At 36.7% G+C, this 21,373-nt stretch carries 15 protein-coding genes; 2 read left to right on the top strand and 13 right to left on the bottom strand.

Going from position 1 to position 21,373, the window contains the following annotated elements; all coding sequences use genetic code 11:
• The coding region (locus tag ACFIKX_RS01720) for a methylated-DNA--[protein]-cysteine S-methyltransferase (protein WP_375629332.1) at nucleotides 1-338 on the top strand (338 nt) is incomplete at its 5' end.
• Here the strand turns inward: ACFIKX_RS01720 and ACFIKX_RS01715 are convergent.
• The 9 genes from ACFIKX_RS01715 to thiC form a co-directional block, all read right to left on the bottom strand.
• Nucleotides 335-2,656, bottom strand: coding sequence for an ATP-binding protein (locus ACFIKX_RS01715; protein ID WP_375629330.1), 2,322 nt, complete (start codon nucleotides 2,654-2,656; stop codon nucleotides 335-337). The genes ACFIKX_RS01720 and ACFIKX_RS01715 overlap by 4 nt on opposite strands.
• Nucleotides 2,657-2,942: 286 nt before the next feature.
• A complete protein-coding gene (gene pepN, locus ACFIKX_RS01710) occupies nucleotides 2,943-5,570 on the bottom strand; it encodes an aminopeptidase N (RefSeq protein ID WP_375629329.1) in 2,628 nt (875 codons plus the stop codon).
• Between the two features lie 73 nt (nucleotides 5,571-5,643).
• The gene (locus tag ACFIKX_RS01705; protein WP_375629327.1) at nucleotides 5,644-6,483 is read right to left on the bottom strand and encodes a uracil-DNA glycosylase family protein; all 840 of its coding nucleotides are present in this window, start codon (nucleotides 6,481-6,483) and stop codon (nucleotides 5,644-5,646) included.
• Nucleotides 6,484-6,932: 449 nt separating this feature from the next.
• On the bottom strand, nucleotides 6,933-7,691 hold the full coding sequence (locus ACFIKX_RS01700; RefSeq protein WP_375611294.1) for a hydroxymethylpyrimidine/phosphomethylpyrimidine kinase: 759 nt from the start codon (nucleotides 7,689-7,691) through the stop codon (nucleotides 6,933-6,935).
• On the bottom strand, nucleotides 7,682-8,287 hold the full coding sequence (locus ACFIKX_RS01695; protein ID WP_375629325.1) for a thiamine phosphate synthase: 606 nt from the start codon (nucleotides 8,285-8,287) through the stop codon (nucleotides 7,682-7,684). Before ACFIKX_RS01695 ends, ACFIKX_RS01700 begins: the two co-directional genes overlap by 10 nt.
• Nucleotides 8,284-9,057, bottom strand: a complete 774-nt coding sequence (locus tag ACFIKX_RS01690) for a thiazole synthase (protein ID WP_375611200.1) — start codon at nucleotides 9,055-9,057, stop codon at nucleotides 8,284-8,286. Before ACFIKX_RS01690 ends, ACFIKX_RS01695 begins: the two co-directional genes overlap by 4 nt.
• A gap of 4 nt (nucleotides 9,058-9,061) precedes the next feature.
• On the bottom strand, nucleotides 9,062-9,259 hold the full coding sequence (gene thiS, locus ACFIKX_RS01685; RefSeq protein WP_273791115.1) for a sulfur carrier protein ThiS: 198 nt from the start codon (nucleotides 9,257-9,259) through the stop codon (nucleotides 9,062-9,064).
• Between the two features lie 3 nt (nucleotides 9,260-9,262).
• Nucleotides 9,263-10,213 carry an FAD-dependent oxidoreductase gene (locus ACFIKX_RS01680; RefSeq protein WP_375629322.1) on the bottom strand — a complete coding sequence of 317 codons (951 nt, stop codon included), beginning with the start codon at nucleotides 10,211-10,213 and terminating at the stop codon, nucleotides 9,263-9,265.
• Entirely contained in the window at nucleotides 10,210-12,045 is a 1,836-nt protein-coding gene (gene thiC, locus ACFIKX_RS01675) for a phosphomethylpyrimidine synthase ThiC (protein WP_375629319.1), read from the bottom strand. Before thiC ends, ACFIKX_RS01680 begins: the two co-directional genes overlap by 4 nt.
• A gap of 3,200 nt (nucleotides 12,046-15,245) precedes the next feature.
• Between thiC and ACFIKX_RS01670 the strand changes: the two genes are divergently transcribed.
• A complete protein-coding gene (locus tag ACFIKX_RS01670) occupies nucleotides 15,246-16,220 on the top strand; it encodes a tail fiber protein (RefSeq protein ID WP_375629316.1) in 975 nt (324 codons plus the stop codon).
• 1,121 nt (nucleotides 16,221-17,341) lie between these two features.
• Here ACFIKX_RS01670 and ACFIKX_RS01665 read toward each other — a convergent pair.
• Genes ACFIKX_RS01665 through ACFIKX_RS01650 form a run of 4 tightly spaced genes read right to left on the bottom strand, consistent with a single transcriptional unit; the run spans nucleotide 17,342 to nucleotide 21,239 of the window.
• Nucleotides 17,342-18,175, bottom strand: a complete 834-nt coding sequence (locus ACFIKX_RS01665) for a heme ABC transporter ATP-binding protein (protein ID WP_375629313.1) — start codon at nucleotides 18,173-18,175, stop codon at nucleotides 17,342-17,344.
• Nucleotides 18,172-19,269, bottom strand: coding sequence for a FecCD family ABC transporter permease (locus tag ACFIKX_RS01660; protein WP_375617630.1), 1,098 nt, complete (start codon nucleotides 19,267-19,269; stop codon nucleotides 18,172-18,174). Before ACFIKX_RS01660 ends, ACFIKX_RS01665 begins: the two co-directional genes overlap by 4 nt.
• Nucleotides 19,270-19,274: 5 nt before the next feature.
• A complete protein-coding gene (locus ACFIKX_RS01655; RefSeq protein WP_375611206.1) occupies nucleotides 19,275-20,177 on the bottom strand; it encodes a hemin ABC transporter substrate-binding protein in 903 nt (300 codons plus the stop codon).
• A gap of 18 nt (nucleotides 20,178-20,195) precedes the next feature.
• Nucleotides 20,196-21,239 (bottom strand): hemin-degrading factor, encoded by a 1,044-nt coding sequence (locus tag ACFIKX_RS01650; RefSeq protein WP_375629310.1) that lies wholly within the window; start codon nucleotides 21,237-21,239, stop codon nucleotides 20,196-20,198.
• Nucleotides 21,240-21,373 lie beyond the last annotated feature (134 nt).

Raw genomic sequence — 21,373 nt, 5'->3', positions numbered from 1 at the left:
ACGCGTCCCTCACTGTAAAAAAGCTGTATAAATACAGCAAGTTATTTTTACATAAAACTTACATGTTATCCATAAATGGTACAGTTTTTCAACGACAAGTATGGGCAGTATTATGTGATATACCATGTGGTGAAACAATTTCATATGAGATCTTAGCATGCCGTATTGGTATGCCGAAAGCTTTTCGTGCCGTTGCTCATGCCTGTGCACGTAACGAATTGGCTATTATCATTCCGTGTCATCGTGTTGTGCGTAAAAATGGTTTTATTTCAGGGTATCGTTGGGGGGAAAAACGGAAACAGATTTTACTACAACGGGAACAAAATGGAAAAATTTAACTTTGTGTGATGGGCATTATAATCGTTACAGTTGTTCCTTTCATTTCTTTTGAAGTAATTTCAAGTTTTCCTTTGTGGAGTTCTAGCAAGGAGCGTGAAATGGCTAATCCAAGACCTGAGCCCGTATGAGATTTAGTGAGCTGATTTTCGACTTGTTCAAAAGGTTGCCCAAGTTTTTTAATTGCTGATTGGGGAATACCAACGCCTGTATCTGTAATTTTAAAAATAAGGTTATTTTTTTTCTTGAAAGCGCAGACATCAATATTTCCGCCAGAAGGCGTAAATTTAACGGCATTAGAGATGAGATTAAGGAAAATCTGTTTCATTGCACGACCATCAACTTCAGCATGAAGTTCTGGGGTAATGTTTGTTGTAACAACAATATTTTTTTCTTGAGCTTGAGGTGTTAGTGTTCGTACTGCTTCACTAATGATGGGCTCAAGATCGGTATTTTTACAATCAAGCGTAAATCTTCCTGCTTCGATTTTTGACATATCAAGGATGTCATTGATAAGGGTTAGAAGATGGGTTCCTGAATTGTAAATATCATGCATATATTCCTTATAGCGTTGTGAACCAAGAGGACCAAAAGTCGATTGCAACATGATATCTGAAAAACCAAGAATAGCATTCAGAGGCGTGCGCAATTCATGAGACATATTGGCTAAAAATTCTGATTTAGCCTTATTAGCACTTTCGGCGCGTTCTTTTTCTGCTTTCAGACTTTTATTAAGTTTTTCAACTTCTGTTGCGCGTTGTTGAGCACTCCCTCGCGCGCGCTTGAGTTCTTGAATGAAAGAGAAAAGACGCCTTTCACTGTCTTCAAATTTTTCCTGTTGTTGTTTAAGCTCAGAAATGTCAGTACCAATACAAACCAATCCTCCATCTTGGGTTCGTCGTTCGTTAATTTTGAGCCAACAACCATCTGCCGTTTGGCGAATACTGGTTAAGTTACCAGTACCATCATCTTTAAGGGGATATTCACTGAGTGCAGGGCGTGCCATGGCTTCGACGGTTGCACGTTGGATACCTGATTGGAGAATTTGTTTAGGAATAGCGGCATATTCGCAAAATTTGCTGTTGGACATGACTAAACGTCCTTCAGCATCCCACAAGACGAAAGATTCTGAAATGTTTTCAATCGCATCACGGATACGAAGGTCGGCTTGCGCTGTTTGTTCAGCCAATTGTTGCTGTTCACTAATATCGAAGGAAATACCAACCAAATGGGGTTCTTCTTCTTCAGTAACTTCGGCACGAATGCGCATCCATACATAATGACCATCAGCATGACGCATAGGAACGTTAATATCGATATGCTTTTTTTTACCGCTCATTAATTCCTGAGCAAGGTCAAAAAAATTCGCATCATTTGGATTGATAATGGCGCTAATTTGGGAAATTGAGAGCAATGCATCTTGAGGGACATAGCCGAGCATTTCGTACATTGCCCGTGACCAGTAGACGCGTCCACTTGCCATATTCCAATCCCATAGTCCACAGCGTCCACGCATCATTGCCATATCAATACGGTTTTGAATTTTTTCTGAAACAAGATCTGTTTTGCGTGCTCGTACAATTTGGTTGTAATAAGCATAAAGAAGAGCAAGGATAACGCCACTAGTTCCAATGAACATGGTTATATTTAACGAGAGAGCTTTCCGCCATTCCATGTAAATATGTTGCATTTTTTCACTGGTGAATACCCCATATTGTCCATTTTCTGTTTGCTGAAAGGAAGCGAGAGCAGGAATATCTTTTCCTATTGTAATTTTCATGATTCCAGCATGTTTTCCTAGAGCTTGTAAAGTAATGCTTTCAGAGGTAAAATTCTGTAAGGGTTTTCCTAAGACAATCTCGGAACTTGATGAAGCTAGGACATTGCCTTTTTGATCGACAATAGCAATAACAGCGCTGGTTTTTATAAAACCTTTGTTACGAAAATTAGTCAGGATATTTTGTAAATGATTATGAGAAAGAGCAGCAGCTTTTCCTTGTCGAGTGGCGGCAAGTAAGTCACGGTCGATTGTATTGGTAATATGAGAAGCTAAGAGAGCGATGGTAGAATGCGTGTTTTTATCAATTGTGTTGCGCCAATCATAGATTGATAGGAAACGGATTGCTGCTAGTATAACAAGAAATGCAAGAATTACAAATGGGAGTGAACGTCGCAGCCAAGGTTCAATAAAAAGAAGTTTTTTATAGGCAGAACCAGAAAACAGATTGGTACGCTCTGTCCGCTCCTTGCGACTTTGAGCGCTTGATTTTGAATCAGCATACACCTCCCTTGGCGCATTATATGCGTCCAATTTAGCCATCTCGCGTTCCTTTAATTCTGGAATAATGTGATTTAAAAACTGCTTCGATATTCATAGTAACCCCATCGAGTGCAATGAATCAAAACAGGAGTCTTCTGTCCAGTCTTTTTTTAAAAAAAAATAATTTTACTTTTATGATTTTGGAATATGAAAAGAAAAAAGTACTTTAAACGTGATCTATAAACAGGCTTAGATTGCCTGTTTATAGATTTAATGATGATCGAATAGTTTATAGAATTTATTTTAAAAAATATTATAGCATATTGATTTAAAATAATTTTTTGTTTCAAGTAAGCAGACGGTTGATGATATCAGCAACATCGCTTGATAATTTTGGCGCAGCAGCAATCATTTTTAATTCAGTTTCAAGTTTTTGTTGTCGAATAGGTTCTAATTGTCGCCAAGAGCGCATCATTGTTAATAATCGTGAAGCAAGCTGTGGATTTTTTTTGTCAATTTCCAAAATAACTTGGCAAAGAAAATGATAAGATGCTCCATCCATCCTGTTAAAGCCCGTGAGATTGTTAGAGGCAAAAACACCGATTAGAGAACGTACACGATTAGGATTATCTTGTGAAAACAGCGGATGTTGCATGAGCTTTTGAACATTCTCGAGTGTTGATGTGCCAGCAACCATTGCTTGAATAGAAAACCATTTATCCATGACCAAAGGGTCATTCTGATAGCTGTTTTCAAAATCATTTAAGGCATTTTGTGCCTGCTCATTTTCATTAAAACGCTTCACGAGAACAGCGATACTCGCCATACGGTCAGTCATATTATCAGCTGTTGCATACTGTATAGCAGCTCGATTTGGATTGGCTTCAGCAATGGAAAGGTAATCCAGTATGATATTCTTTAATGCTCGCTTTCCAGCTTGTGCAGTGTTTGGTGAATAGGGCTCTTGGGTTTGCATTTGTCCATAGAGTTTTGTTAAGAGCTCTTGGTGAGTTTGTGCAAGTGAAACTAAAAACTGATTGCGGACATAATGAATACGATCTGGGTCAATATTTTTACCGATTGTATGAGCAAGCTCAACTTCACTAGGTAAATTTAAACAGAAGGCACGAAATTCAGGCTCTAAGGTTTCATCTGTTATGATCGTTTCAATCAGCTTTAGCAAAGCAGAAGGGAGTGTTGCTTTTTCTTGTGTTTTATCTTGAATGCTTTGAATCAAAGCTTGCGTCATTAAATGATTAAGAGATTGCCAGCGATTGATGTGATTGTCATCATGTTGTGCAAGAAAAATAAGTTCTCTTTCATTGAATGGAGTGTGTAGAATGATTGGTGCTGAAAAGTCTCGCAGCAGTGATAAAACGGGTTTTTCACGCAGTCCCTTTAATGTAAAGGTTTGGCTTTCCTTGGATAAAAGCATAACATCTGATTGAATATTTGTATCTGCTTCATAGGTGAGGTTTTCTCCGTTAGGTCCTAACAAGCCAAATACGATAGGGATAAGCATAGGCTTTTTTGTATTTTGTTGTGGGGTTGCGGGAATATGTTGCTTTGCATGAATTGTTAAAACACCATCGCTATAATGACTATCGATTTCTACATTGGGTGTTCCTGCCTGTTCATACCATAGCATGAATTGGGAGAAGTCTTGACCAGACACTTCAGCAAAACAGGTAATAAAATCTTCAATTGTACAAGCTTGTCCATCATGACGTTGAAAATAAAGATCAGTGCCTTTACGAAAAAGAGTAGGACCTAAAATAGTCCGTATCATGCGAACAACTTCAGCACCTTTTTCATAAACAGTTGTTGTGTAAAAATTATTAATTTGGCTATATTGACGAGGACGTACAGGATGCGCAAGAGGTCCTGCGTCTTCTGCAAATTGCGTCGCTTTTAATGCTTTTACATTTTCAATTCGCTGTAGGCTGCGTACATTTTGATCTGATGAAAATTCCTGATCACGATAAACAGTGAATCCTTCTTTTAAACAGAGTTGAAACCAATCGCGACAGGTAACACGATTACCGCTCCAATTATGGAAATATTCATGTGCAATGACACGTTCAACATTTCTATAATCCTGATCGGTTGCTGTTTCAGGATCTGCAAGAACATATTTATCATTAAAAACGTTAAGGCCTTTGTTTTCCATTGCTCCCATGTTAAAGTCGGACACAGCGACAATATTGAAAATATCAAGATCATATTCGCGTCCGAAACATTGTTCATCCCAACGCATGGAACGTTTAAGAGCATCCATTGCATAGGTTGCGCGTTCGGTTTTTCCTTTTTCTACATAGATACTAAGCTCGATACGTCGTCCAGATACAGTTGTAAAATGGTCTTCTAACTTATCAAGATCTCCACCTACTAAAGCAAAGAGATAAGATGGTTTGGGATAAGGATCTTCCCAAATGGCAAAATGGCGATTATTCTCTAAAGTTCCTGTTTCCACCAGATTACCATTGGAAAGCAAGATTGGGATTGTTTGGGAATCTGCTTCAATTTTCACTCTATAGGTAGAAAGAACATCAGGGCGGTCGTAAAAATAAGTAATACGACGAAAACCTTCCGATTCGCATTGTGAGCAATAAACACCATTTGAAAGGTAAAGCCCCATAAGTTGGCGGTTGCTTTCAGGATTCAGTTCTGTAACCAATTTCAATGTAAAAGGAGCCGTTGGTGGCGTTGTAATTTCTAAACGTGAAGGCGTCACTTTATAAGTGTTTGGGGCTAATATCTCATCATTAATAGAAACGGAAATTAAAGTAAGATCATCACCAGAAAGAACAAGAGGTGTTAATTCTTTTGTATCGTGACGGGATTCAATAGACAATATGGCTGTAACATAGGTTTTTGTCGGTGCTAATTGGAAAGAAAGTTGTGTTTTAGGGATAACGTAAGGGGTTGGTTGGTAGTCTTCCAAACGATAAATAGATGTTATTGGCTGTTTCATAGTTTTTTCCCATTTGTATTTTAAGAGTTAAAGAAGGGTGTGTTAATTTTAGAAGCAATATAGGATTAAAGAATTACAAAAGGCTGTCGAGGCGATTTTTTACTTCTAAGAAGTCTATCCATGTAAGCTTCTTTTGACTAGGGGTTCTAAGAAGGTAAGCTGGGTGGAAAGTTGGCATAACAGGTATTTTTATATTATCCTCGCTTTCATAGATATGCCATTTCCCTCTTGTTCGGATAATCCCATTTTGAGATCCAGTAAGAAACTGTGCAGCAACGCCTCCTAGTGCTATAAGAACACGAGGACGCGCTAAATAAATGTGCCGTTCAATAAAAGGGCGGCACAAGGCAACTTCTCTTGGTGTTGGTGTACGATTTCCTGGCGGACGCCAAGGAATAGTGTTGGCAATGTAAACATTATTTCTTGTTAAGCCAATTGATGCGAGGATTTTATTAAGCAACATCCCAGCTTTTCCCACAAAAGGAATTCCTTGTATATCCTCGTCTCGTCCTGGTGCTTCGCCTATAAGCATCAGGGGGCTTCCTGCTGTTCCATCTGAAAAACAGGTATTTTTTGCTGTCAATTTTAATGAACAGCCATTAAATGCAAGGAGAGCAGATTTTAATTCATCAAGTGTCTTTGCATTTTTTGCACTCTCTATAGCTGTGGATTCATTTTGTATAGTCCTAGAGTTATGCAGCTGATGATGATCTAATTTTATGGTTGGAGATGTTTTGGGAGATGCTAGTTGATTATGAGAAATGTTCACGACAGATATTAATTTTCTCTCTGAACAAGCAGACTGCTTAAAACGATCAATAGGAAAATCTGTCAGAACGGCATCCGCACCACTTTCTTTATAAAAGTTTAAGAGTTCTTCATAGGAAATTGAGCATGGCGTTTGATTTAACATTTTATTTTTTCTAATGATCTAGCGATTATAGATCAAACAAAATTATCCTTCAAGTTTTATTAAATGTATTCGCTAGCCATTAATGTATAAGAACGCTGATAGGATTCTCTCTTTTCACAAAAAAGGCAAATCGTAAAATGCGAATGTTCGCGATTATATGCATCTTTAAATGTATAATTTGTTTAAATTGCGTTATTTCAACTTTTTAAACAGACTAAACTCACTCATACTAAAAGAATTTTTTACTGAATGCAAGTGGTGTGATAATGTTTTTTATCATTATATTCTATATTTAATACTTAATGAAAGTGAATTTTGTAGTATTTTATTTATAAGATTAATTATAAATTTTATATTATTATATTTTTTTAATAACTTTTATTAAAAAAAATTAAATATATTAATTGAAATATATAAATATTACTTTTATATGAGAAAATACTAAGACGTTATAAACTATTTTTACAATGGGTTAAAAGCAATGTGTGGATATACGCTTTTGCTTTTTTTACAGCTGAAATGAGAGGTTCATTTAATGCTAAATGCGCTGCAATAGCGCTTGAGAGAATGCAACCTGTTCCTCGCATTGTTCCTTTTAAACGTGGAGTAGAGATATTTATGACTTCAGTTTTGTCAATGAAGCTATCAATTGCAAGAGGCCCCTCTGCATGTCCCCCTTTTACTAAAATAGAGCGAGCTCCCAATGACAAAAGTTTTTTTGCTTGTTGTATTGCTTGCTTATCATGAGATGCCAATGGACTTTTGCTAAGAAGAGCGAGTTCTTCTCTATTCGGTGTTAAAAGATCAACATGAGGAAGCAGTTTATCGATCATCGTGTCGATGATTGTTTCCGTTATTAGTTTTCCTCCTGATGAAGCGACAAGTACAGGGTCCAAAATAACTGGAACATGGGGATAGTCTTTGAGTACGTTACAGATTGCTGCTATAATTGCTTTTGTCCCCGTCATACCGATTTTTATTGCGCTTATTGGATTTGCTTCTAGGGCAGCACGCATTTGCGCAGCGACGAGGTCTCCACGCATTGGAATGATTTCGACAACGCGATTATCATCTTGTACGTTAACACAAGTAATTGCTAAATTTGCTTTTATTTGAAAATGTGCAGAGGTTTCTATATCACGAACAATACCAGCACCTCCTGTTGGATCAGTGCCCGCAACAATAAGAATAGAAGGTATCAACGCCATGTTTGTGTCACTTTTATCCACTGCTGTACACGCTCTTCTGGTTTTTTATGGAGGATAATATCAGTCACAACAGCAGCACTATTTGCTCCTGCTTTTAAAACACCCACTGCGCGTTCTGGTGTTAACCCACCAATACCCACCAAAGGTAAAGCACCAATCCGCTTTCTCCATTGTTTGATTTTTTCTAGTCCTTGCGGCATCCATTTCATTTTTTTTAAGATTGTCGAATAAATAGGACCAAGTGCAATATACTCAGGATTAGCAGAGAGTGCGATATCCAATTCATGTTCATCATGTGTACTAAGACCAACTTTTATACCACTTTTACGAATTGCGTGAAGATCAGTATTGCTTAGGTCTTCTTGTCCCAGATGAATAAAATTACACTTTTCATCAATTGCTATTTCCCAATGATCATTAATAATTAATTGTGCTCCCAATTTATTGCATATGTTTTTTGCACGCTTAATATGTTGACGGATTATTTGTTGATTTTCATGTTTCATACGCAATTGTACGAGCTTGATACCAAGAGGAAGCAAACGTTCAATCCAATCAGCGTTATCAACGATGAGGTAAAATGGATCCAGTTTCATGAAAATACCGCTTTTCCAATGATTGGTGTTGAAGGGACTGCTACATTGCGTGCTTCGATCATGCCAGCTTTATATCCCATACGTCCTGCTTGAACAGCTTTAGAAAATGCTTCAGCCATTAAGACAGGATCAGCTGCTTTAGCAACTGCGGTATTAAGAAGGACCGCATCATAACCTAGTTCCATCGCAATGGCGGCATGTGATGGGCGTCCAATGCCGGCATCAATAACAAGAGTAGCATCAGGAAGGTAAGCACGGATAGAACGCAATCCATCAGTATTATGAGGTCCTTTGGCAGAACCAATAGGAGCACACCAAGGCATAATAACACGGCAACCAATGTCGAAAAGTTTTTCAGCAACAATGAGATCATCCGTTGTATAGGCAAAAATTTTGAAACCTTCATTGTTTAAAATTTGAGCAGCTTCGATTAAGGAAAAAATATTTGGCTGTAAGGTGTCTGAATTACCGATAATTTCGAGTTTAATCCAAGCTGTTTTAAAAAGATCTCTTGCTAATTGCGCTGTGGTTACGGCTTCTTTAACAGTATAACAACCAGCAGTATTAGGAAGCACTGTTACCCCAAGTTCTTGAAGAAATTTCCAAAATTGTCCACCTTGTTTTCCACCTGCAGTTTCACGGCGCAAGGAAACAGTTACAATTTCCGTATTCGATTTATGAATAGCATCACGAAGGATTGCTGGTGAAGGATATTGCGCTGTACCTAATAGAAGACGGGAAGAGAATTGTCGTCCATAAAGATTCAGCATAATTTTAGCCTCCTTGCATTGGGCTTAAAATTTCAATTTTATCTCCTTCATGCAAGACAAATTGGCTTCGTGCATCTATGGGAACAACTTCAGCGTTAACAGCAGTTGCAAGCCAATTTCCTTCATACCCCAATTCTTCAAGCAAGAGACCAAGAGTCATAACTTCTGTTTGGACTGTTTCACCATTAACAAATATTTGCATGTTTTATTCCAATGCCAATTCCATTGCTCGTTTTGCCATTTCTGGAGACAACAGAAAACCATGTCTATAAAATCCATTAATAGAAATAAAGTTACCATTTTTATGCACAGAAGGGAAGTTATTAGGATAACATGGACGAACACCAACGCCAGATTCAATAATTTCTGCTTCAGCAAAAGCAGGATGTAAAGTATAAGCCGCGTTGAGCAGTTCCATCATTGATCTTACAGAGATTGCACCATCAAAGTCACTTTCAATCATCGTTGCACCAATCATAAAAATATTATCTTGTCGAGGTACAATGTAGAGAGGAAACCGTGGGTGAAGAAGACGAATTGGACGCGAAATTTTAATATCGGTGCAGCGCACGAGAAGCATTTCGCCGCGTACGCCCCGTATATTTTTATCTTTTCCTAAACGTGCTATTCCTGTCGCATCAATAACAATATCAAATTTTTTTTCAGCTATTTCTACATCAACAAAACAGGCTCCATTGTTGAGAAGCTTTTCTTTTAAAGCCATAAGTGCTTTGCGAGGATCAATATGGGCTTCATTTTCATAAAAGAGTGCACAGTTAAAACGTTCCGCAAGATCTGGTTCAAGATGAGCTATTTCTGTATTATCTACGGTTTTGTGATTATGCGTACGCACAGAAAATCGTTCAAGCTCTCCTCTATCTCGTGTAGGTGCAACCACTAAAGTGCCTTTTTGTATGACAAGGTTTGGGAGCGTTTTACGCCACCATTGTATAGCTTGTACACCAAGATCTTCAACAATTTGTTCTGCACTTTCCCTTTCACAGTAAGGTGCAAGCATTCCTCCTGCATACCAACTAGCACTTCCTATAGGTGAATGTGGGGGGGCCGATACAGTAACAGAAGCACCTTTTTGCTGTAACATAAAGGCAACTGTTAAGCCGCCTACACCTGCACCTTTGATAAGAATGTTCTTCAACTATTTACTTTCTTTTTTTGAGGAGGAACAATTTCCATATAAAGGTCACCATTTTTCTGATATTTTTCGGCCATGGCGATCATACCTTCCCCTTTTGTTTTTCTTATTGCGGCTGCCTCACGAATATCATGGGAAATACGCATAGAACAGAATTTTGGTCCACACATGGAACAAAAATGCACCAATTTATGGGCTTCTTTAGGCATTGTCTCATCATGAAAGGCACAGGCTGTTTCTGGATCAAGAGAAAGGTTAAATTGATCGTGCCATCTAAAATCAAATCGTGCACGCGAAAGAGCATTATCGCGCAATTGTGCTCTAGGCAAACCTTTGGCAAGGTCAGCGGCATGAGCAGCAATTTTATAAGTAATCACACCAGTTTTTACGTCATTCCTATCGGGCAGTCCTAGATGTTCTTTAGGTGTTACATAACACAACATAGCAGTTCCAAACCATCCAATCATAGCGGCACCAATTGCTGATGTAATATGGTCATAACCAGGAGCAATGTCCGTTGTAAGAGGTCCCAAAGTATAAAAAGGCGCCTCATGACAAAGATCTAATTGTTGCTCCATATTTTCTTTAATTTTGTGCATTGGGACATGCCCAGGACCTTCAATCATAACCTGTACATCTTTTTTCCAAGCAATTTTTGTCAATTCTCCCAAAGTTTTAAGCTCTGCAAATTGGGCTTCATCATTGGCATCGGCAATAGAGCCAGGGCGTAATCCATCTCCTAATGAAAGAGAGATATCATATGTTTTTGCAATATCACAAATTTCATCAAAATGTTCATAGAGAAAGCTTTCTTTGTGATGATGGAGACACCATTTTGCCATAATAGAACCGCCTCGTGAAACAATACCTGTTACACGATCAATGGTCATAGGAATAAATGGTAATCTTAATCCTGCATGAATGGTAAAATAATCAACACCTTGCTCTGCTTGCTCAATAAGGGTATCACGGAAAATATCCCATGTTAAGTTTTCGGCAATACCCTGTACTTTTTCGAGTGCTTGATAAAGAGGAACTGTTCCGATGGGCACAGGAGAATTTCGAATAATCCACTCACGGATATTATGAATATTTCGACCTGTTGAGAGATCCATAACTGTATCTGCTCCCCAGCGAATGGCCCAAACCATTTTATCAACTTCTTCTTCCATAGATGACGTTACTGCTGAATTGCCAATATTGGCATTAATTTTAACACGAAAATTACGCCCAATAATCATGGGTTCGCATTCTGGATGATTAATGTTTTGTGGAATAATGGCGCGTCCACAAGCAATTTCATTGCGAACAAATTCCGCAGTATAAATTTCTGGTATTGATCCAGCAAATGTTTCATTTGATGGTACATTCTGCCGTTCTTTTACTACTAATCCTTCATTTTCTCGTATAGCCACATATTCCATTTCTTCGGTAATAATGCCTGCGCGTGCATAAGCCATTTGTGTAATTGCTTTGCCATTTTTTGCTCGTAAAATAGAACGCTTTTGTTTAAAGGCTGGTGTAAGGTTTTTATCAGAAGTCAATCCATTATCTTCAGGTTTAACTAATCGTGCAGGATAAGTTTCAGTATCATTCCGCTTAGAGAGCCAAGGCAAGCTAATTGCTGGCAAGCCCTTTGTAATATCAATGATCATATCTTTATCTGTGTAGGGGCCAGAAGTATCGTAGACGTTTAAAGGTTTTTCACCACTGCCATCAGCCAGTGAAATTTCACGCAATGGTACGCGCACATCAGAAAAGAGAAGGCTCTGTTGATAAATTTTGCGTGAAGCGGGAAAGGGGCTACAACTGATTGATGGAGTATTTTTCTGCACAAACTTTTTCCTTATAGACACGGAGTTCAAAAATAGGTTGCGATGTTAATGGAGTTACGATGTTAATGGAGATGTATTCAAATTATCAATCACGAGCATTCAGATGAATAGGGATAGTATTGCTTTGTAGCAAAGAAAACCCAATACAGCTCAAGAAAAGTTATTTTGAAAAACTGATACAATATCTATTCTAATATTTGCATGCCTCCTCCCACTTGAAGTATTTTTGTTAATACGAATATGGTTGGCTTAAATATCTATATTGTCAATCATAAAAATATATTTTAAACGATTTTGGTGTGTTTTTAAGAGTGAAAATAGATATTATGAAGTGATAAACTATGATATTGAAGCTTTTATAAACCAGAATAAAGTTAAAAACGGATTATCAGGGAAAAGTAGATAGTTTATGGCTTTGATTGAGATTTTTTTCATATTAAAATAATAACTCAGAATACCATAAGATCCTCTCATCATATATCTTTTCGTATAAAAACACTTCCTTGCACGTCATAAGTGGGAGCGTATGGGGCAAAGCACTTGAAGAAAGGAAGCCAAATGTCATTTAATGAACATTCTAAGATGTGAGGCTGTCAAAACGTGGGAGCCAACAAAATGTATGATGGATTCCACTTGTATCTTCAAAAGCTTAAAGCTGATGATCTATAATGGCTTGCTATTGTATCATTGACGTGCGCTGTCGTAAAATGAAAGGAGTATATTTTGAGCAATATTTCTTAAAAAGTGCGTAATATGCAATATCATTATATTTTGTTTGGGGTACTTTATTCTTTATGAGGGGGATGTTCCCATTAAGAATGCGATAAACAAAAGCGTGAAACAATACCTAATCTTTATTATTAAAAATAATATTGTTTTGAATGTTTTGAAAATCGTAAGCTGAATTAAAAAATGATGATGAAAATGAACAAAGGCTTTTTATCTTGAAATTTCATCAACAATTTTAAATAGTTGGAAGAGAGAGGAAAGCAAAAGGATGTATCTCAGCACAAAAGTATACGTAAATTCATTTAAGAGCCATATGATATCGTGCAACAATATTTACAGATAAAAAATAACTAATTATGTGTTATATGCAAGAAAAACTTACTACTTATAATGTAATTATCTTATTATTATTATAAAACAAGATAAAAATTGAATAAATTTGCGGAAAAACAATTTTTGAATAAGTAGGGAATTATGAGGAAGAGTAACCAAATTCCCACTAATATTACTGTTATTAACAGTGTTATAAATGGTAGCCATATAAAAGCTGCAGCTATACAGCCAGAGATGATTGGTACACTCCATAGATAGGCAAATGCGCCAACAAGGTCTTCATCGATAAATGCATCAGAGAATTCTTTATTTGGAGTACCATAGCATTTTATAATCGCTTTGCATTGTCCCACTCACATCATAAAACTCGTTATGCACATTATGAAGGATATAAAAACAGCTTGTTTTTTAGGTCTTGTTCAAAAAAACATATTTAAGTAGTGCGACTGCGCTAAATAACGAAGAAAATGCTGGAAGGAATAGAAAAGAACACCTAAAATATTCTTTTTTCCATTCTACTGTAACGATTTTAAGCATCCCGCCCCAATGAAAAGATTGTAAACAAAAATCCTAATATACTACATACGATAAGATCTCCAAAACTCATATTTTCATCTTTCTTTTTGTGTGTTTATTTTGTGGATTCATCAATATATTCATATCAATACGTATTATATCTTTTGTAGAGTAGATCACATTTCATTCATGTATGGTAAGATTATGTATAGCGTTATACATCTATAACGTCTGAAATTACTGGTTTTTTTATTACCTAAAGAAAATATTTCTTACATTAGAAAATATAGCAATAGCTTCAAAAACAGTAAAGAATAATCCCATCTAGAGCTGGTAAAGGCGTGTAAAGGGTGTAGCTAATAAATGATGTGTATTTTAAAAGGAAGATAGAAGTTAAAGGTGCAGAGAACACTGAAAATAAAGTCGGTAATGAGTGGAGGGGATATTCTATTTGGAAAAAACAAGCCATGGATAGTCCAATTGTCTGGCTACTTATGCAAGATTTTGTAAGGTGTTTTCTTTGATAGTTAAGGGTATAGCAAGTGTTAAATCGATGGAGCGTATTTTTTGTTTGGATTGATGAAGCAGATGAGTTAGAAAAACAGTTTAGAGAATGCTTTTTGATATTGCCATGAATTAAAAAGAACACCAATAATTGCAAGATGTTGTTTAGAATGATTTATTGTTCTTGCAAAAAAGATATACATATAATAATATATAGAGGCAGATGTGCTAAGTGTGGGAGGGGAAAAGTTGGTTATGGGGCGTTTAAAAAACAAGGATATTGTTCATAAAAATTGGGGGAGGGGCTGGGTTATGCTTTTTAATTTTTTCCGGATCGGATACAACCTTCAAATTTTGTGAAGGTGTGAGGTGTTTCTTTAGTATTTCAAAGTATTTCATTTTCAGTTCAATGAAAGTGTGGAGCAAATGTCCATATTGAATATATTCTCTGTGATACATTTAGATTGAACAAAAGCTTATTCAAAAAAAACATTGGTGCTAATCTTGTGACACAATTTCAGAAATCAATTGAATAAAATAGAACAAAGTATCTGCATGTGAATAAAAACATAATGAAGCATGCAAAAAATTTGAAGCTAATTTTTAAAGTTTTAATACAAATGATAGCCAAAAGATAGAATTTCTTTGTTTAAAATATATGGTATAAAATATCGACGAGATAGATTTAAACTATTGAAAAAAATAAAAAAAGATAATGTTTAAGTCAGAAACTTTCTATGTGGATGATAAGTTATTACATTCAGTAATGGTTATATGAAATCCATAATAAGAAAAATTTTGGAAGTATTTATAAATTTTGCAACAAGATGCAAGATTGAAAAAATAATTATATAACAACAGCAAAGCAACAAAACAAGATATTAAGTAACCTCAGATGAGGTGGTTACATTATACATTAGAAGAGAAAGCATTAATACTAATGTTATGAAAAGCGTCTGGTGAATTTAGGTTATAAAATTGGAAGGAGTGAAGAGAGATAAAATGCGTAAATAAGGATGGTGCAGTGGTTATGATGTACCAATCAACAGCGGCAGCACATTTTAGTGCACAGAACGAGAAGTTGTTAGAAAAACTATGAAAATAATGGGGGATTTAAAATGTCTAATATCTATGATTGGTCTCTAAAGGCTGATGAAAATGCTTATTCAGATAGTATCATTAATTGGGCAGAAGGACAGCCGCCTAGTTCTGTTAATGATAGTGCAAGGGCGATGATGCAGCGCGTGCGCGAATATCTTGCAGATAATGGTGGATCTATTAATTCAAGCTTTATAGTAAATTTGGAAGATAAAACAACATTAATTACCTTAAAGACAGTTTCGCCTATAAAGAAATACAACAATGATATCGTCATACGTTTTAAAGCTTGTGGTGTAAATATTGGCGTGACAACAATAACTGTTAATAATATAGGAGAAAAGCTTATCTATAAAGCCACTGATACGGGGGTTATACCATTAGAAGGTGGAGAATTTCAAACAGATGGCATTTATGAAATGGTATACAATAATGGTGTTTTAATAAAAGAGCATGAGGGTTGGTATTTATTAAACCCTACACCACCAAAGATAGAAAGTTTCCCCTCTGGATTTATTGCAACATTTGCTATGCAAAATGTGCCAAATGGTTGGCTTTTATGTGATGGTAAGGCCTATAAGCGTGAAGATTATCCGCAGTTATTCGAGGCAATAGGTGATAAATGGGGAAAAGACAGCAATAAAACTTTTAAAGTTCCCGATTTTAGAGGCATGTTTTTACGCGGCTTTGATAATGGTCGGGGTTTAGATGGTGGTAGAAAGTTTGCAGATGAACAACAAGATAGCATAAAATCACATACGCATATTGGGAGTATTGAAAACGCAGGCGAGCATGCGCATAATTTTGAGTATCAAGGGGTAGGATGGCCCGTTGGTGATATTGGGAGACTCCCGAATCATTATACTTATAATGCAACCCTGAAAGGGAGAACAGCTTCTGCTGGTACACATACACACAAGGTAACTCTTTCCCATACGGGTGAGGCAGAAACGCGCCCTGTTAATACAACCGTTGTCTATGCTATAAAATCATGAGTATGTTTAAGTAATAATAATCTATACACCTTGATAATTTTGTTAACGCGGAGCAATTCCGCGTTATTTTCTATGCATATGAAAAGGAAATCTATATTGTTAATAGAATACTTGAGAGCGTCAAAAAACAATTTTAAAATGATTGAAAGAAAGAGTTAAGGATATAATTTATTTTATAATTATATGATAACATAGGGAAAATGTGTAAAAATCATTTAAACTGTGCCGTGAAGAGATCTGGAGATATATTTTTTCACAAGGTGTTTTGATAGGGGAAGGTAATAAAATTATTCAACCTGAGGCATAAAAAAGTACAATATTTTTAGCGTTTTTTTGTGCAAAAATAGCATATCCCTGTATGAGTTAATTCATCTTATAAAGAGATTTCTCACCTTGTTGTCGATTTCATTTCTTTGCATTGCCATGGTAGGAGGCTTTATCTGTAAATGATAGTTCCCCTTTGAGTGGAATCATCATTATGCTTATGAAGCAGAAGACAAACGCTATTTCTATACTCTCTCCTCATCCCTATATTCCGCATTGTTTTTGCATTAGGGGGCTTACAAAAAGCGTTATTGAGTTTATTTTAAAGTTTTTATTCAATAGGTTAATTCTTTGTGATATGCCAATAAACAATTTTTTAATAGAGAGAGAAAAGTAAAAATATCATTGTAAATCAATATTTATTTATACAAATAAGCTAAAGTATATGTATTATAAAGAAAACATTACCATTAAAGTTACAAATAAATCTTTTATGCAGGGGAGAAAGGTACTTGATTTCTATATGGTCCTTAGAAGATATAATAATACACCCGTTATTATAACAAAGGCATTTATACGCATTTCTTGAATCATTTTTATAAAGATAAAAGTGATAGAAAGAGTGGGAAAACGCATGTTTATGTTGTATAAATTTGTATGATATAACAGTTTGATAGCAAATAAAATTTCACATGTTTTTAGTTACGTAAAATCTTAAAAGATTTTAAACTGGTATTTTTTTCCAAAAATATCTTTAGGGTAATTGGTCTTCTTTTTTAATGACAGATGACAAAAAGGAGTTCATATGAAAATAAAAAAGATTCTTGAATATTTGCGTGTTTATTTTGCTATGGACTTTAGTTTTTAGATTGAAGCCGATAGCCTAGAGATCTAATTTCATAGGAGGATGTCGTTTGAGGGAGTATAAAAGGGATATCTTCTTTAGGTAATTCAGAAACGTTTAAAGAACAATGATAAACATTGCGGAGATTTTGTGTTGTCAACACATTAGTTGCATTTCCTTCGCAATAAATCTCACCTTCCTTGAGCAAGATCATGTTATCTGCATAATGTGCCGCGAGATTGAGGTCATGAAGAACAGCAAGAACGCCGCCACCAGAATGAGCAAATTGTTTAGCAATATCCATAACGATGATTTGATGTTGAATATCGAGGCTAGCAATAGGTTCATCTAATATCATCCAGCGAGGAATCCCATTATGAACAGGTTTCCAGACTTGGCAAAGTACACGGGCAAGTTGTACTCTAGCTTGTTCTCCACCTGATAATTGGTGATAATACAGGTTGCCATAATCAGAAAGGTCAACGCACTCTAAAGCTTTCTGGATAAGATTTTGCAATTCGGCTTTGGCAATGCTAAATTGGTTTACAGAAAGGCCAAGCCCTACAACTTCATGGACTAAGAATGGAAATACGAGCGTTGTTGATTGTGGTAGTACAGCGCGCATTTTTGCCATTACATGAGTTTTTGTTTGGCATACATTATAACCATTTAAGGTTATTTTTCCACTGTAAGGAATTTCACCACTCAGAGCTTTGATAAAAGTACTTTTTCCTGATCCATTAGGACCAATAATAATGGTAAAAGCACCACTTTTAGCTTGAAGATTAATGTGTTTAAGAATCTGCTTCTTTCCGCGCTGAACACAAATATTTGTCGCTTCAATCATGAAAAGTCTGTTCCTCGTTTGCATATAAGGATCCATAGAAAGAAAGGTGCACCAAAAAGTGCTGTTACAATCCCAATCGGCAATTCTGCGGGGGCAACAATTAAGCGTGCAAACATATCAGCAAAAATAAGTAATGCTGCTCCCAAGAGAGCAGAGCAAGGAATGAGATAGCGATGATCAGGACCTATGAGCTGACGTAAAATATGAGGAACAATAATACCAATAAAACCAATACCACCACTGACAGCAACAGCACTACCGCACATAAGAGCAACAAGGGGAATAGCAATATTTTTGACGCGTTGAATATGGAAACCAATATGGCCAGCAACAGCTTCTCCAAGAGCAAGGGCATTAAGTGCTCGTGATAAAAAGGGAGAGAAAAGAAGACCAATAACGATAAAAGGGAGAACAAGCCATACTTTCAACCATGTAGCGCCCGCAAGAGAGCCCAGACTCCAAAAAGTGATATCACGCAGTTGTTGGTCATTTGCGACAAAAATCAATGTTCCGACAACAGCACTGCTTAATGCACCAAGAGCAATACCTGCAAGCAGCATGGTTGCAATAGAGGTAAAGCTGTTATGCGTTGCTATTATGTAGAGAATAATCGTTGATAAAAGTCCACCAAAAAAAGCACCTATGATAACTTTATAAGGCTCTAGAAAAGGTGCAAAAGAAACAGGAAAAGCAATGCCGACAACAATTGCTAAGACTGCTCCAAGTCCAGCACCTGCTGATACACCTACAATTCCGGGATCTGCAAGAGGATTACGAAAAAGCCCTTGCATAAGAACACCGGAGACAGCTAAAGCTGCTCCAATCAATAATCCCAAGATAACACGGGGAAGCCTTATGTCGATGAGCACGAGGTAATCACGCGTTTTACTACTTACCGAAAAATCTTGTGTAAGCATCACATGGAGGAGATCAACGAAAGAAACCTTTGCTGCACCATTCAAGAGCCCACCAAAAATACTGAAAATAAGGAATATTATTAAGCTTAATAATAAAATCTTCCCCTGCTTTGAACGGTTTATTTTTTTACCTTCTTTTTCTTTAGGTAAATGCATCCTGGATGTACCGTCTACCATTTTTATCAGCTCTTACCGTTTTGATGTGCACCATAAAGTATCTCAATAAGCTCTCTTGATGCGTCTGCAGTACGTGGACCAAATCCCAAAAAATACATAGCATCCATCTGTTTTATGGCATGATTTTTCGCTGCAGTTGTTGCTTGAACTGCCGGTATGGCTAAAATCTTATCAATGCTGGTTGATCTTGCACCATGTTTTACAAGCAAAATAACATCAGGATCTGATTTCAATAATGCTTCGCCGTTGAGAAGTTTATATCCTTTATAATCGGTGATAGCATTGATAGCGCCTGAAAGTTTGATCATACTATCAGCTGCAGTACCTGTTCCAGATGCCATGACGCGTCCATTTTGCACAGAGAAAACAAAAAGAACACGCTTTGGTGTTGTTACTTTCGCCAAAAGCGCATCGTTGTCTAAAAAATTACGCTTCAATTTCTCAATTAACGCCGCGGCTTGCACTTCCCGATGAATGGCTTGACCAACGAGGCGAATCTTTTCTATCACATTTTCACGGGAGTAGTCTTCTGGTATGATCACCAGAGGTATTGATGTTTTTTTGAGAATATCAATTGTTGAAGCGGGACCACTTCCTTCAACAAGCAATATACCCTCTGGAGCAAGTGATAAAACCCCCTCAGGCGAAAGAGCACGCATATATCCAAGCACAGGAAGCTTGAGCGCTTCTTGTGGGTAGACGCTTGTACTATCACGAGCGACAAGTTGATCTTGGGCTCCCAATGCATAGACAATTTCTGTAAGTGCTCCGCCGATAGAAACAATTCGAGCATTTTCAGGAAAACGCGTTGCAGGTTCAGCAATTACTTGTTTAGAAAAACAAGTAAGAGAGAGCAGTAAACACGTAAGAAAAAGGTTTGATAACCTATGTAAAAGAGATATGAACATGTCTAACCTTATCTTATCTTAGTTACTGCTGTTTTCTTGGCATGATGGCAAACTATTCAATAAAGAACGCCAATCTTCACGTTCTTTTTGACCCTCCTTGCGTACGCCAAAAAATTGAATAACCATCTCATCATCTTTATCGAAAACTTCAAGTGAACTGACATAACCATCACGGGTAGGTTTGCGAACATGCCATACTCTAGCAATCCCGGACGTGAGTAAATGAAGGTCAAATCTTGGATCAAGAACATTAAGCCAAGGTCCCATTTGCTTAATATTTTTTACAGTCCCACTAAAAATTTGAATACACCCTTTATTCCCAACAAAACACATGATTGGCAGTTCTTGTTGTGCGACTTGGTTAAGCATTATTTCAACAGCATTTACCTGTAATTCATCGGCAAATTCATTACCAACATATTTTACAGCATGATGTCGATTAATTTTAAATTCGGAAATAATTTTGTGAAGTTGGTGTACATCTGTCATTTTCCGCCAACGATCCCGAAAACTCTCAATATCCAATTCTGTTATGTCACATTGGGCTGGGAGAGAAACGGGAAGAATGTTAAGAACAGGAGACTGATCTTCAAGAAGGAGCTTTTCAACAAGTTTATTCCACTCTTCCATATTTGTCATATCTTTAGAATAGACCTTTAAAATAGCAACGCCATGTTGATCAAAGAATTGCAGACTTTTTGTAGGTTTTCCAAGAATAACGACATCATATTCAAAACCGAACTTCCATTGTTTTGTAAAAATACGCAAATCAATTTCACCAAGTGTGATAGGAATATGTTCGTTTTGAACAATTTTTTCAAAGCGTCCCGTTATTTCGTGAACAGCATATTCATTGCGAGTTAAGACCATGACGGTTCCAAGTCGAGGTGCCTTTTCCAAGAGAGTAGCAACATCAGTTTGTAGCCTTTTTGCTTTTCCAATGGTACAATAAGCCGCAATAAGCTCCGCTTCAGATATACCAATCGAAACCGCAAAATCGCGGTTTCGCATTTCTTTTTTTTCTTCACGCAAACGAAGAATCATTTCAGCTGTATGTGCCATGAATTTACCTTATGTTACTTAAACTCAAAAACTAACTTTCAAATTTTACAATTCCAAGGCAATAAATTAAATTCTTTTAAGAGTTCAATCTATCACAAAATAACACTCTATCGCCAACAGCTGAGCAATCAAAA

This window comes from Bartonella sp. CM86QHHN (assembly GCF_042194695.1).
Lineage (GTDB): Bacteria > Pseudomonadota > Alphaproteobacteria > Rhizobiales > Rhizobiaceae > Bartonella.
The sequence above is the reverse complement of the archived record's forward strand: the minus strand, read 5'-3'. Positions and strand labels throughout refer to the sequence as shown.

Bases quoted from the DNA above. Each gene is read 5' to 3' on its own strand.
- ACFIKX_RS01715 (WP_375629330.1), bottom strand. From the start codon at position 2,656: ATGGCTAAATTGGACGCATATAATGCGCCAAGGGAGGTGTATGCTGAT.
- pepN (WP_375629329.1), bottom strand. From the start codon at position 5,570: ATGAAACAGCCAATAACATCTATTTATCGTTTGGAAGACTACCAACCA.
- ACFIKX_RS01705 (WP_375629327.1), bottom strand. From the start codon at position 6,483: ATGTTAAATCAAACGCCATGCTCAATTTCCTATGAAGAACTCTTAAAC.
- ACFIKX_RS01700 (WP_375611294.1), bottom strand. From the start codon at position 7,691: ATGGCGTTGATACCTTCTATTCTTATTGTTGCGGGCACTGATCCAACA.
- ACFIKX_RS01695 (WP_375629325.1), bottom strand. From the start codon at position 8,287: ATGAAACTGGATCCATTTTACCTCATCGTTGATAACGCTGATTGGATT.
- ACFIKX_RS01690 (WP_375611200.1), bottom strand. From the start codon at position 9,057: ATGCTGAATCTTTATGGACGACAATTCTCTTCCCGTCTTCTATTAGGT.
- thiS (WP_273791115.1), bottom strand. From the start codon at position 9,259: ATGCAAATATTTGTTAATGGTGAAACAGTCCAAACAGAAGTTATGACT.
- ACFIKX_RS01670 (WP_375629316.1), top strand. From the start codon at position 15,246: ATGTCTAATATCTATGATTGGTCTCTAAAGGCTGATGAAAATGCTTAT.
- ACFIKX_RS01665 (WP_375629313.1), bottom strand. From the start codon at position 18,175: ATGATTGAAGCGACAAATATTTGTGTTCAGCGCGGAAAGAAGCAGATT.
- ACFIKX_RS01660 (WP_375617630.1), bottom strand. From the start codon at position 19,269: ATGGTAGACGGTACATCCAGGATGCATTTACCTAAAGAAAAAGAAGGT.
- ACFIKX_RS01655 (WP_375611206.1), bottom strand. From the start codon at position 20,177: ATGTTCATATCTCTTTTACATAGGTTATCAAACCTTTTTCTTACGTGT.
- ACFIKX_RS01650 (WP_375629310.1), bottom strand. From the start codon at position 21,239: ATGGCACATACAGCTGAAATGATTCTTCGTTTGCGTGAAGAAAAAAAA.